The 12,830-nt window shown below is 72.6% G+C and carries 10 protein-coding genes; 9 read left to right on the top strand and 1 reads right to left on the bottom strand.

The genetic code is table 11. The features are described from left to right. Window positions 1-5: 5 nt before the first annotated feature. On the bottom strand, window positions 6-1,058 hold the full coding sequence (locus ACFXPK_RS26325) for a LacI family DNA-binding transcriptional regulator (protein ID WP_385079213.1): 1,053 nt from the start codon (window positions 1,056-1,058) through the stop codon (window positions 6-8). A gap of 273 nt (window positions 1,059-1,331) precedes the next feature. Between ACFXPK_RS26325 and ACFXPK_RS26320 the strand changes: the two genes are divergently transcribed. From ACFXPK_RS26320 to ACFXPK_RS26280, 9 genes are all read left to right on the top strand, one after another. After that, window positions 1,332-2,708 (top strand): nitrate/nitrite transporter, encoded by a 1,377-nt coding sequence (locus tag ACFXPK_RS26320; RefSeq protein ID WP_385079211.1) that lies wholly within the window; start codon window positions 1,332-1,334, stop codon window positions 2,706-2,708. A gap of 146 nt (window positions 2,709-2,854) precedes the next feature. Then, complete coding sequence (locus tag ACFXPK_RS26315) at window positions 2,855-3,994, top strand: uroporphyrinogen-III synthase (RefSeq protein WP_385003634.1); 1,140 nt, start codon at window positions 2,855-2,857, stop codon at window positions 3,992-3,994. A gap of 77 nt (window positions 3,995-4,071) precedes the next feature. Beyond that, window positions 4,072-4,602, top strand: coding sequence for a GNAT family N-acetyltransferase (locus tag ACFXPK_RS26310; RefSeq protein WP_385003636.1), 531 nt, complete (start codon window positions 4,072-4,074; stop codon window positions 4,600-4,602). Window positions 4,603-4,717: 115 nt separating this feature from the next. Next, window positions 4,718-5,332, top strand: a complete 615-nt coding sequence (locus ACFXPK_RS26305) for a CGNR zinc finger domain-containing protein (protein ID WP_385003638.1) — start codon at window positions 4,718-4,720, stop codon at window positions 5,330-5,332. A 488-nt stretch (window positions 5,333-5,820) separates the two neighbouring features. Next, window positions 5,821-6,408: a sigma-70 family RNA polymerase sigma factor gene (locus tag ACFXPK_RS26300; RefSeq protein WP_114624088.1), complete on the top strand. Its 588-nt coding sequence runs from the start codon at window positions 5,821-5,823 to the stop codon at window positions 6,406-6,408. Further along, window positions 6,405-7,259 (top strand): anti-sigma factor family protein, encoded by an 855-nt coding sequence (locus tag ACFXPK_RS26295; RefSeq protein ID WP_385003640.1) that lies wholly within the window; start codon window positions 6,405-6,407, stop codon window positions 7,257-7,259. Before ACFXPK_RS26300 ends, ACFXPK_RS26295 begins: the two co-directional genes overlap by 4 nt. A 62-nt stretch (window positions 7,260-7,321) precedes the next feature. Beyond that, window positions 7,322-9,787, top strand: coding sequence for a HelD family protein (locus tag ACFXPK_RS26290; RefSeq protein WP_385079207.1), 2,466 nt, complete (start codon window positions 7,322-7,324; stop codon window positions 9,785-9,787). A 486-nt stretch (window positions 9,788-10,273) separates the two neighbouring features. Further along, a complete protein-coding gene (locus tag ACFXPK_RS26285; RefSeq protein WP_385003644.1) occupies window positions 10,274-11,704 on the top strand; it encodes an NAD-dependent malic enzyme in 1,431 nt (476 codons plus the stop codon). A gap of 408 nt (window positions 11,705-12,112) precedes the next feature. After that, window positions 12,113-12,394 (top strand): HU family DNA-binding protein, encoded by a 282-nt coding sequence (locus tag ACFXPK_RS26280; RefSeq protein ID WP_004571953.1) that lies wholly within the window; start codon window positions 12,113-12,115, stop codon window positions 12,392-12,394. Window positions 12,395-12,830: the final 436 nt, after the last annotated feature.

Genomic DNA, 12,830 nt, shown 5'->3' with positions numbered 1-12,830 from the left:
GGCCCTCAGCCCGCGTACGCCGAACTCTCCCGGACGACCAGCGAGGGCGTCAGCAGCACCTGCTCCGGCGTCCCCTGCGGCTCCTTGATCCGGTCCAGCAGCAGCCGGGTGCAGGCGCGGCCCACCTCGGGCAGCGGCTGGCGCAGGCTGGTCAGGCCGGGGGTGAGCAGCCCGGCGGCGGAGGAGTCGTCGAAGCCGACGACGGCGACGTCGCGCCCCGGCGTACGGCCGCTCCCCAGCAGCGCCCGGTAGCAGCCGAGGGCGAGGGTGTCGCTGACCGCCACCACGGCCGTCGCACCGGCGGAGAGCAGCGGGGCCACCGCGTCCCGCGCGGCGTCGACCTCGTTCACCGCGGCCACCCGCAGACCGCGTACGGGGAGCCCGTGGCGGCGCATCGCCTCCCGCCACCCCCCGGCCCGGTCGTCGCCCGTGCCCGAGCCCTTCGGCCAGCCGAGCAGGGCGATCCTGCGGTGGCCGAGCGCGACGAGATGGTCGACGGCGGCCGAGGTGCCGTGGGCGCCGTCCACGTCCACCCAGTCCCCGGCGGGCCGCGCCGACCAGGGGCGGCCGAAGGCGACGAAGGGGACACCGCGCTTGCGCAGCCAGTCCGGACGGCGGTCGCCCCGGAAGGTGTGCGTGAGGACGAACCCGTCGACCGGCTGCTCCCGCAGCAGCTCGGCGTAGCAGTCGGGTTCGTGCTCGGCCCCGGCGGGCGCGGTGAAGAGCAGCACCCGGTACCCGGCCTCGTTGGCCGACCGCGAGAACGCGTGCAGGAAATGGTCCATCACCGGCCCCGAGTCCCCCTGCGTCATCGGATGGACCCCGTAACCGATCAGCTTGCTGGAGCGCGTCCGCAGGGCGCGCGCGGCCTGGTGCGGCCGGTAGTCCAGCTCGGCTATCGCCCGGCGGACCCGCTCCAGGGTCGGCGCCGCGAGGAGTTCCGGGGCGTTGACCGCGTTGGACACGGTCTGCGGCGACACCCCCGCCCGCTGGGCGACCTGTATCAGGGTGGCCGGCCGGTCGCCCCGGCCGGTGGATCTCGTCGTCGTACGCGCCATGCGGTCTCCTCGCGTCGGGGCGCGCGCCGGCCGCTCCAACGCGTACTGAGTAGCCCCGAGTTGGAACAGTAATCGGCGCGCGACGGAGAACGACGCGGATTTTCGCCGGTCACCGGGGCCCCGGGCCCCCGGATCCGTCCGCGCGCCGCGCTCACAGCGGCCCCGCGCCCCGGGTGAGAGCAAGGTTGCGCGGCGGTCATTTTGCGGCACGGGGGCGAAACGCGACGTATCTACGGTCGGGGACCACCTACCGAACCCGTCCGTGGAGGCGTGATGACTGCCCCGATCACCACCGTCGCAGCACGAAAAGGGGGCCGCTGGATCGAGCACTGGGATCCGGAGGACGAGACCTTCTGGCGCGGGACCGGCGAGCCGATAGCCCGGCGCAATCTGCTCTTCTCCGTGCTCTCCGAGCACATCGGCTTCTCCATCTGGACCCTCTGGTCCGTGATGGTGCTGTTCATGGGGCCGGAGTACGGCGTCGACCCGGCCGGGAAGTTCTTCCTGATCGCGACCGCCACCCTGGTCGGCTCGATCGTGCGGGTCCCCTACACCTTCGCCGTCGCCCGCTTCGGCGGACGGAACTGGACGGTCTTCAGCGCGCTGATGCTGCTCCTGCCGACCGTCGCCGCGTTCGTCGTCATGGAGCCGGGGACCTCGTACACCACCTTCATGGTGGTCTCCGCGCTCACCGGGGTCGGCGGCGGGAACTTCGCCTCCTCCATGACGAACATCAACTCCTTCTTCCCGCTGCGCAAGAAGGGCTGGGCCCTCGGCCTCAACGCGGGCGGCGGGAACATCGGCGTACCGGTCGTACAGCTCGTCGGACTGCTGGTGATCGGGGTCGCGGGCGCCTCGCACCCCCGGATCGTGCTCGGTGTCTACATCCCCCTGATCATCGTCGCCGCCGTCTGCGCCGCGCTGTTCATGGACAACCTCGCGCCCGTCAGGAACGACACCGGCGCCGCCAAGGAGGCCGTACGCGACCGGCACACCTGGATCATGGCCGTCCTCTACGTCGGGACGTTCGGGTCGTTCATCGGGTACAGCTTCGCGTTCGGGCTCGTCCTCCAGACCCAGTTCGGCCGCACCCCGCTCCAGGCCGCCTCGATCACCTTCATCGGACCGCTGCTCGGCTCGCTGGTCAGGCCGGTCGGCGGGATGCTCGCCGACCGGCACGGCGGCGCCCGGATCACCCTGTGGAACTTCGCCGCGATGGCCGCCGCGACCGGTGTGGTGGTCTTCGCCTCCGTGATCGAGTCGCTGACCGTCTTCCTCGTCGGGTTCGTCGCGCTGTTCCTGCTCACCGGACTCGGCAACGGCTCCACGTACAAGATGATCCCCGGCATCTTCCAGGCCAGGGCGCTCGACCAGGGCATGTCCGGCGAGGCCGCCGCCGCGTACGGACGCCGGCTCTCCGGGGCCTCGATGGGGCTGATCGGAGCAGTCGGCGCACTCGGCGGGCTGGCGATCAACCTCGCCTTCCGGCAGTCCTTCCAGACGGCGGGGACCGGCACCGCGGCCTTCGTCGCCTTCCTGGTCTTCTACGCGTGCTGCTACGTCCTCACCTGGGCGGTATACCTTCGAAGGGCGCCCGTCCGCTCCGTACAGGCCGAGAGCGAGCCCGAGTTCGGCTACGCGCGGGTGTAGACCGGAGGCGGACGTAACGCCGGTGAAATGGAGGCGTACCGGGCCTGTCACGCGCGGTTGACAGGCTCGGTCGTCTTGACCGGTGCGACAGACACGCGTGCGAGTGCGAAGGTGGCGCGAGCGGGAGAAACGGCGGGAGGAGACACGTGGACGGACAGGGGCACGGCCCGCTCGCGGGATTCACCATCGGGGTCACCGCGGCCCGGCGCGCCGACGAGCTGGGGGCGCTGCTCCAGCGCCGCGGCGGCTCCGTCGTGCACGCGCCCGCCCTGCGCATCGTGCAGCTCGCCGACGACGCGGAGCTGCTGACCGCGACGAAGGAGCTGATCGACCACGTGCCCGACGTGGTCGTCGCCACGACCGCGATCGGCTTCCGCGGCTGGGTCGGCGCGGCCGACGGCTGGGGCCACGGCGAGGACCTGCTGGCCTGTCTGCGCGGTGTCGAGCTGCTGGCCCGCGGCCCCAAGGTGAAGGGCGCCATCCGGGCCGCCGGGCTCACCGAGGCGTGGTCGCCCACCTCCGAGTCCATGGCCGAGGTCCTGGACCGCCTCCTCGGCGAGGGCGTCGAGGGGCGCCGGATCGCGCTCCAGCTCCACGGCGAACCCCTGCCCGGCTTCGTGGAGGCGCTGCGGGCGGGCGGCGCCGATGTCGTGGTCGTGCCCGTCTACCGCTGGATGCCGCCGGAGGACCTCGCCCCGGTCGACCGGCTGATCGACGCGACCGTGGCCCGCTCCGTGGACGCCGTCACCTTCACCAGCGCGCCCGCCGCCGCCTCGCTGCTCTCCCGCGCCGAGGAGCGCGGCCGGCTCACCGAACTGCTCGACGCCCTCCACCACGACGTGCTGGCGGCGTGCGTCGGACCGGTCACCGCGCTGCCGCTCCAGGCGCGCGGGATCGACACCGTCCAGCCGGAGCGCTTCCGGCTCGGCCCGCTCGTCCAGGTGCTCTGTACGGAGCTGCCGGGACGCGCCCGTACGCTGCCGGTCGCGGGCCACCGCGTGGAGATCCGCGGCCACGCGGTCCTCGTCGACGGCGAGCTGCGCCCGGTGCCGCCCGCCGGTATGGCGCTGCTGAAGGTGCTGACGCGGCGGCCGGGCTGGGTGGTCCCGCGGGCGGAGCTGCTGCGCGCGCTGCCCGGCGCGGGCCGCGACGAGCACGCCGTGGAGACGGCGATGGCCCGCCTCAGGACCGCGCTGGGCGCCCCCAAGCTGATCCACACCGTGGTCAAGCGCGGCTACCGGCTGGCGCTGGACCCGTCGGCGGACTCCAAGTACGCCGACGGCTGAGCGGCGGCCGGCCCGGCGCCGGCGCCCGTCCGGAAAGTGGTCCGTGAGCTCCGGACCTGCCTGGGTACCGTACGGAGATGGCCTCTGACTCCCCGATCCTCATCCGTCCCGCCGCCCCGGCCGACGCCGAGCCGGTCGTGGAGGCGCTGCTGCGCAACCGCGACCACATGCGCCCCTGGGGACCCGTACGTCCCGCCGACTACTTCACCGCGCAGGCCCAGGCCAACCGGATCGCCGACCCGTCCGTCCGGATCTGGCACCTCGGGGACGGCGACCTGGTCGTCGGCCAGGCGGTCCTCTCCACCATCGTGCTGGGGCCCTTCCGCAGCGCGAGCCTCGGCTACTGGGTCGACGCCGGGTACACCGGACGCGGCCTGGCGACGCGTCTGGTCGAGGAGGTCTGCCGGGCCGCCCGGGACGACCTGGGACTGCACCGCGTCGAGGCGGCGACCGTACTGGCCAACGCCGCGTCCCAGCGCGTGCTCCGCAAGTGCGGTTTCGAGATGATCGGCACCGCCCCCGACTACCTGCACATCGACGGCGCCTGGCGCGACCACCACCTCTTCCAGCGCATCCTGCACAACGGCCCGCCGAACACCGCTCCCTGACACCGGATCGGACACCGCGGCGGCGGGGGTTCCGGCGGGGCCGCCTTGGGGGCACTCTGGGAGAGGCGGCACCCGGGGCGGCACCCACGGTGACATCCGAGGCGGTGACAGGCGCATGACGGCGGGCAGAACGGCGGGCACGGCGGGCACGGGCGCGTACGGCTGGCGGTTCGACTCCGGGCGGATCTGCCTGGACCTGATGGCCACCGCGGAACCGCCCCAGGGAGGCCGGGGGCGGCTCGACGACGGTGTCCCCCTCGGCCGGTGGCTGCTCGGCGCCGGACTGCTGCCGCCCGGCACCCCGCTCGCCCGGATCGACGCCCACTGGGTCCGCTCCTTCACCGAACTCCGCGACGGCATAGGGCGGTTGGTGCGCGCCGAGATCGACGGCCGGCAGGCGCCCACCGCCCTGGAACGGGTCAACGCGCTCGCGGCCGGGGCGCCGCCGGGCATCAGGGCCGTACGGAACGACGCGGGCGTCCTGGTCCGCGCGCCGATCGCCGAGCCGGAGTGCGCCGCGCTGCTCGCCGCCGTGGCGAGGGACGCCGTGGAACTCCTCACCGACCAGGAGGCGCGGGCCCGGCTGCGGCGGTGCGAGGGCGACCGCTGCCGGCGTGTCTACCTCGACACCTCCCGGGGGCGGCGCCGCCGTTGGTGCTCCAGCGAGGTCTGCGGGAACCGCGAACGGGTCGCCCGCCACCGGCGCAGGACGGCCCCGGCCGAGGCGTGAGCGCGCCCCGGCGCGCCGGGGGCCCGTCGGCCCCGTGACGCGGTGGGGCGGCGTCGGCCCCGTGACGCGGGCCCGGCGCTGACGCGGGCCCGGCGCTGACGCGGGCCCGGCGCTGACGCGGGCCCGGAGCTGACGCGGCCCCGGAGCTGACGCGGCCCCGGGCCCCGTAACGCGCCAAAGGCGGCACAGGCGTCGGTTCTGCACACTTCGGGTGGCCGGACAAGGGTGCCTCTCCGGCCGATTCCATAGGGTTCTTGCACTATTTCAAGCCAACTCTGCGCGCCCTCTTTGCGAGTCGCGGACATCTCCTCCACGAGTTCTGCACGAATCCCGGTGTACGGCAACGATCGGTGTGCGAGCCGCCCAGCGGGCGTGGGAGCGCGCCCAAAAGATCTTGGAAGATTTTTCGGAACGGTTGAGCACCGCTGGTCGGGCTTCCGTAGTGATGAGGGAGAAGCAGCCATGAAGGTATCGACCGGGAGGTTTAGGTGCGCAAGGATGCGGCCGTGGCCGATGACCGCCCTCACCGGGCCCGACACCGGAGCGCGACACCGCGCACCAACACTCCCGCACCAGACGAGGAGTTGATGCGAGCCCTCTACCGGGAACATGCCGGACCGCTGCTCGCCTACGTCATGCGTCTCGTGGCGGGCGACCGCCAGCGAGCCGAGGACGTCGTGCAAGAGACGCTCATCCGTGCCTGGAAGAACGCCGGTCAGCTCAACCGGGCGACCGGCTCTGTCCGACCTTGGCTGGTGACGGTCGCCCGACGCATCGTCATCGACGGACACCGCAGCCGGCAGGCCCGGCCGCAGGAAGTCGATCCGTCGCCGCTGGAGGTCATGCCCGCGGAGGACGAGATCGACAAGGCGTTGTGGCTTATGACGCTCTCAGATGCCCTTGAGGATTTGACCCCTGCCCACCGGGAAGTACTCGTGGAGACGTACTTCAAGGGGCGTACGGTCAACGAGGCGGCCGAAACGCTCGGCATACCCAGCGGGACCGTGCGTTCCCGAGTGTTCTACGCACTGCGTTCGATGAAGCTCGCGTTGGAGGAGAGGGGGGTCTCGGCATGACCACGCACGAGCAGTACGGACTGGGCGACGAAAGTACTGTGCATGAAACCGTCGGCGCGTATGTTCTCGGCATTCTGGACGATGTCGACGCCTCCGTCTTCGAAGCGCATCTGGCCGGGTGCCGGATCTGCGCGGTCCATCTGGAGGAGTTCTCCGGGATGGAACCGATGCTGGCGATGCTGGCGGACAGCCCGGACCCGTTCGGCTCCATGGGGCCACCGGGCTCCATGGCCTCCGTGTCCTCCATCGGTCCGCAGGCCCCGCCTCCGGTCCCGCTCTCCCAGCTCCCGACACCGTCCGTCTCCGTACGGCCCAGCCCCCAGCTTCTCGACAAGCTGGTCGACGAGGTCGCCGCGAAACGCGTCAAGCGCAAGCGCCGCGGGCTCTACCTCGTCGCCGCCGCTGCCGCGCTGATCGTCGGCGGTCCCGTCGCGGTCGGGGTGGCCACCCAGGGCGGCGGCAGCGGCAGCAGCAACATCGAGGCGCTCTCCACCCCGGCGAAGCAATTCGGCCAGATGCACGACAAGGCCGGGGCCACGGACCCGGCCACGAAGGTCAGCGGCACCGTCGCCATGGAGGAGAAGCTCTACGGCACGCTGATGACCCTGGAGCTGAAGAACATCAAGGGCCCGCTGAAGTGCAGCCTGATCGTCGTCTCCAAGACGGGTGAGCAGGAGGTCGTGACCTCCTGGTCCGTGCCCAAGTGGGGGTACGGCATCCCGGACAGTACGAACGAGGACGCCAGGAAGCCGCTCTACATCCAGGGCAGCACGTCCATGAGCCCCGACGAGTTCGATCACTTCGAGGTCCGGGACTTCGACGGCAAGCGACTGCTGGAGATCGACGCCTGACATACGTGCCCCCTTCGCGTACGGTTGACGGCTGCCCGACGCACGTCATGAAGGGGGCCTCGGTGGCCGCGCAGGATGCCGCTGTTGAATCCGCTGGACCCGCCGTCGATCCCGGACGCGACACGGGGCACGACTCCGTACGCGCCCGTGAGATCGGCGTCGAACAGCACCATCTCGACCAGGTGTACCGCCGCCTGGAGGAGAAGATCCACGAGGCGGAGTTCCTGATGAACGACGCCGCCAAACGGGGGCAGGTCGGTACGCCGGGAGCCCTCGCCGAGCGGGACGCCCAGGTCTTCCGGGCCGGGATCCACCTCAACCGGCTCAACAGCGAGTTCGAGGACTTCCTCTTCGGCCGGATCGACCTCCTCCAGGGCAAGGACGGCCGGAAGGGCCCGGACGGCGCCTACACCTCGGTCGAGCCCGCCGACGACGCCGTCGGGCCCGACCGTACGGCCGCGATCGCCGAGACCCTGCACATCGGGCGGATCGGGGTGCTCGACTCCGACTACGCGCCGCTGGTCATCGACTGGCGCGCGCCCGCCGCCGCGCCGTTCTACCGCGCCACCCCGGTCGACCCCGGCCGGGTGGTACGGCGCCGGGTCATCCGCTCCAAGGGCCGCCAGGTCCTCGGCGTCGAGGACGACCTGATGCGCCCCGAGCTGACCGCCTCGCTCGGCGGCGACGCGCTGGCCGTGATCGGCGACGGCGCGCTGATGGCCGCCCTGGGACAGGCCCGCAGCCACACCATGCGGGACATCGTCTCGTCCATCCAGGCCGAACAGGACCTGGTGATCAGGGCGCCCGCCGCCTCCGTCACCGAGGTCTCCGGCGGCCCCGGCACCGGCAAGACCGCCGTGGCGCTGCACCGCGCCGCCTACCTGCTCTACCAGGACCGGCGGCGGTACGCGGGCGGCATCCTGATCGTCTCGCCGACGCCGCTGCTCGTCGCGTACACCGAGGGCGTGCTGCCGTCGCTGGGCGAGGAGGGCCAGGTCGCGATCCGCGCGGTCGGCTCGCTGGTGGACGGCGCGGAGGCCACCGCGTACGACGAACCGGCCGTCGCCCGCGTCAAGGGCTCGGCGCGGATGCCGAAGGTGCTGCGCAAGGCCGCCAGAGGGGCGCTGGAAGGCGGTACGGGACCCGCCGCGTCCCCCGGGGCCCGGCCGGGCGGTCCGGTGGGCCAGCTCGCGTTCGGCGACCCGGGCGACCCCGCCGGCCCCGAGGGCGAGGAGGAGGACGACACGCCCGGCCCCGCCGTACGGACCGATCTGCTGCGGGTCGTCGCCTTCGGCCGCCGCCTCGAACTGGAGGCGGACGAGCTGCGGCGCATCCGGCACACCGTCCTCGGCGGCACCGCGCCGGTCAACCTGCTCAGACCCAGGGCCCGAAGACTCCTGCTGGACGCCCTCTGGTCGCGCTCCGGCTCCGCGGGCCGCCACACCGACCCCGAACTGGCGGCCGAACTGCGTTCGTCCTTCGACGAGGACATCACCTCGGAGGACTCCTTCACCGCCTTCCTCGACGCCTGGTGGCCCGAGCTGACCCCGCGCGGGGTGCTCGCCGCGATGGCCGACGAGCGCCGCCTCGGCCGCTGGGCCCGCCGCGTCCTCAACCCGGGCGAGACCCGGCGCCTGGCCCGCTCCCTCAAGCGGCTGGGCCCAGACGGCACCGGACCGCTCTCCGTGCACGACGTGGCCCTCCTGGACGAGCTGGAGACCCTGCTCGGCGCGCCGCCGCGCAAGCGCAGGCGCCGCGAACTCGACCCGCTGGACCAGCTCACCGGTCTGGAGGAGCTGATGCCGCAGCGCGAGGAGTCGCAGCGCGAGCGCGCGGAGCGGCTGGCGGCGGAGCGTACGGAGTACGCGCACGTCATCGTCGACGAGGCGCAGGACCTCACCCCCATGCAGTGGCGGATGGTCGGCCGCCGCGGCCGGCACGCCACCTGGACGGTCGTCGGCGACGCCGCCCAGTCCTCCTGGTCGGACCCGGACGAGGCGGCGGAGGCCAGGGACGAGGCCCTCGGCACCCGGCCGCGCCGCCGCTTCACCCTGACGGTCAACTACCGCAACCCGGCCGAGATCGCCGAACTGGCCACCAAGGTCCTGGCGCTCGCCATGCCCGGGATGGAGGCGCCGCGCGCGGTGCGCTCCACGGGGGTCCGGCCGCGCTTCGCCGTCGTCCGGGACGGGGACCTCGCCCGCGCGGTACGGGCGGAGGCCCAGGCGCTGCTGGACCGGGTCGACGGCACCGTGGGCGTCGTCGTCGCCATGCACCGGCGCGAACAGGCGGCGCGCTGGCTGGCCGGGCTCGGGGACCGGGTGGTCGCGCTGGGCAGCCTGGAGGCCAAGGGGCTGGAGTACGACGCGACGGTCGTGGTCTCGCCCGCGGAGATCGCCGACGAGTCCCCGGCCGGCCTGCGCGTCCTGTACGTGGCGCTGACCCGGGCCACACAGCAGCTCACGGTGGTCTCGGCGGCCCGCGACGAACCGGACGCCGAGGGCGTCCCCGACCTGCTCAGGGAGTGACCGGGCGCGCCCCGGGGCGCGCCCGCACGGGGACCGTACGCATTGACTTCCGGTCAACTCGTCCGGAGGGAATCACTTACCGGGGTGGTTTGTTAGCCTGGGTGTGACACCGGCCCGATCCAAGCCCCCGGGCCCAACCTTCGTCGCTTCGAGCGACCACTTGCCGCGAGGCGAGCATGGCGGGTCGGTGTCACCTCCATCTGACAGCTCCACGGAGCTTCACAGGTATTTCAGCGGGCCTTCACCGGCGAACGGTGGGGGCCTGCTTCTGTTGAACACGCCACTGTTAGGGTCTTTCGCGCCGTCGTGCGGCGGACCCGGCCCCACGATGTCCCGGGACGATGTCGCGGGACAGGGGACACGGGTTCCGTAGATAAAGGTCTTTACCCGTTACCTGCGGGTAGGTGCGACCATCTGAAGGTCGCGTCGGAACGTGCGTTCCCGCGGGGCGGCAATGCGGCTTAAGGAAAGAAGAGGAACTCGGTCATGGCAACGGCGCCCAGCGTCTCGTACTCGATGACGGTCCGGCTGGAAGTCCCCGCGAGCGGTACCGCGGTCTCCCAGCTCACCACGGCCGTGGAGTCCTCCGGTGGCTCGGTGACCGGCCTGGACGTGACCGCCTCCGGCCACGAGAAGCTGCGGATCGATGTCACCATCGCCGCGACCTCCACGGGCCACGCGGACCAGATCGTGGAGGAACTGCGGGAGATCGAGGGCGTGACCCTCGGCAAGGTCTCGGACCGTACGTTCCTCATGCACCTCGGCGGCAAGATCGAGATGCAGTCGAAGCACCCCATCCGCAACCGTGACGATCTCTCGATGATCTACACGCCGGGTGTGGCCCGTGTCTGCATGGCGATCGCGGAGAACCCCGAGGACGCCCGCAGGCTCACCATCAAGCGCAACTCCGTGGCGGTCGTCACCGACGGCTCCGCGGTGCTCGGGCTCGGCAACATCGGCCCCAAGGCCGCGCTGCCGGTCATGGAGGGCAAGGCGGCCCTGTTCAAGCGCTTCGCCGGCATCGACGCCTGGCCGCTCTGCCTGGACACCCAGGACACCGACGAGATCGTCGCGATCGTCAAGGCGATCGCCCCCGGCTTCGCGGGCATCAACCTGGAGGACATCTCCGCGCCCCGCTGCTTCGAGATCGAGGCGCGGCTGCGCGAGGCGCTGGACATCCCGGTCTTCCACGACGACCAGCACGGCACCGCGATCGTGGTGCTCGCCGCGCTGACCAACGCGCTGCGCGTCGTCGGCAAGTCCGTCGGTGACGTACGGGTCGTCATGTCCGGGGCCGGCGCCGCCGGTACGGCCATCCTCAAGCTGCTGATCGCGGCCGGTGTCAAGCACGCGGTCGTCGCCGACATCCACGGCGTGGTGCACGCGGGCCGTGCCGACCTGGTCGAGGCGGCCCCCGAGTCGCCGCTGCGCTGGATCGCGGACAACACCAACCCCGAGGCCGTCACGGGCACCCTCAAGGAGGCCGTGGTCGGCGCCGACGTCTTCATCGGCGTCTCCGCCCCGAACGTCCTGGACGGCGCCGACGTCGCCGCCATGGCGGACGACGCGGTCGTCTTCGCGCTCGCCAACCCGGACCCCGAGGTCGACCCGGCGATCGCCCGCGAGACCGCCGCCGTGGTGGCCACGGGCCGCTCCGACTTCCCCAACCAGATCAACAACGTGCTGGTCTTCCCCGGCGTCTTCCGCGGCCTCCTGGACGCCCAGTCCCGTACGGTCAACACGGAGATGATGCTCGCCGCGGCCACCGCCCTCGCGGACGTCGTCACCGAGGACGAGCTGAACCCGAACTACATCGTGCCGTCCGTCTTCAACGACAAGGTCGCGGGCGCGGTCGCGGGCGCGGTGCGCGACGCGGCGGCGAAGACCGCCGAGGCCGGCGCGGCTCCGTCGGTGTGACCATGCCCACCCCGGGCCGGTCACGGTAGCGGCCACTGCGGTACATCTCACGTCCGTCCGGTGCCCGGCGCGTCGCGATTCGCCGGGCCACGCGGGCCCCTCTAGGGTGGCGGACCATGAGCCCCGCGGCTCCAGGGAGGTTTCAGGGCCTCCGGCGGGCTCATGGGGCCCCCAAGGCTCCAAGGAGTCTCCACAGAGTCGACGGAACGTCACGACGACGAGGCAGTGGCGCTCTTCGTCCGGCTCCGGAGGGTGCCGGATTGGCTTTCCCGCCGCTGGTGGGGGCAGGATGCGTATTCGGGCGCGAGGGTCTGTCAGCAGACCCGGGTCCGGGGACTGTCCGAGGGCCCTGGCAGCATCGGCTTCGATCTCACGCCTCACAGGCAAGAAGAACACGGGAGTACAAACATGAACCGCAGTGAGCTGGTGGCCGCCCTGGCCGACCGCGCCGAGGTGACCCGCAAGGACGCCGACGCCGTGCTGGCCGCTCTCGCCGAGACGGTCGGCGAGGTCGTCGCCAAGGGCGACGAGAAGGTCACCATCCCCGGCTTCCTGACCTTCGAGCGCACCCACCGTGCCGCTCGCACCGCTCGTAACCCGCAGACCGGCGACCCGATCCAGATCCCGGCCGGCTACAGCGTGAAGGTCTCCGCGGGCTCCAAGCTCAAGGAAGCCGCCAAGGGCAAGTAAGCGCCACGGGGAGCACGTAACAGCTCCCCGGCCCCAGGCGACGCACGGAGGCGGGGGCCCCGCCCGGGGGCCGCCCCCCCCGTGGTGGGGCGGGGGACCCCGCGCCCCCCGCGGCCCCCGCCGCCCCCGCGCCCCCGGCCCCCGCCCCCGGGCCCCCCGGGGGGGGGCCCCCCCGCGGGGGCCCCCCCCTCCGCTGTGTTGCGACGTCTCTCCCGGCGCCTCCGGCGTCCCCGGCCTCCCCGGCGCCCCTGGCCTGCGAGGCCCCGGGACGCCCCTGGTCGCCACACGTCCGGCCCTGCCGCCCTGGCCTCCCGTCAGAGGGCCCCGCACGCGGCCGTGAACGCGGAGGGGCGAGCTGACCCCGAGCGGCGAGTGGGCCACCGTCTCGGGGGCGATGGCGTGCCGTGTCAGTGATCCCCAGCTCACGCTCGAGAGC

The organism is Streptomyces sp. NPDC059142 (assembly GCF_042755665.1).
In the GTDB taxonomy this organism is placed as follows: domain Bacteria; phylum Actinomycetota; class Actinomycetes; order Streptomycetales; family Streptomycetaceae; genus Streptomyces.
Note: the sequence above shows the minus strand (reverse complement) of the source record. Positions and strands in the feature narration are given on the sequence as shown.

Coding starts and splice junctions, on each gene's coding strand:
- ACFXPK_RS26325 (WP_385079213.1), bottom strand. CDS start 1,058: ATGGCGCGTACGACGACGAGATCCACCGGCCGGGGCGACCGGCCGGCC.
- ACFXPK_RS26320 (WP_385079211.1), top strand. CDS start 1,332: ATGACTGCCCCGATCACCACCGTCGCAGCACGAAAAGGGGGCCGCTGG.
- ACFXPK_RS26295 (WP_385003640.1), top strand. CDS start 6,405: ATGACCACGCACGAGCAGTACGGACTGGGCGACGAAAGTACTGTGCAT.
- ACFXPK_RS26310 (WP_385003636.1), top strand. CDS start 4,072: ATGGCCTCTGACTCCCCGATCCTCATCCGTCCCGCCGCCCCGGCCGAC.
- ACFXPK_RS26280 (WP_004571953.1), top strand. CDS start 12,113: ATGAACCGCAGTGAGCTGGTGGCCGCCCTGGCCGACCGCGCCGAGGTG.
- ACFXPK_RS26285 (WP_385003644.1), top strand. CDS start 10,274: ATGGCAACGGCGCCCAGCGTCTCGTACTCGATGACGGTCCGGCTGGAA.
- ACFXPK_RS26305 (WP_385003638.1), top strand. CDS start 4,718: ATGACGGCGGGCAGAACGGCGGGCACGGCGGGCACGGGCGCGTACGGC.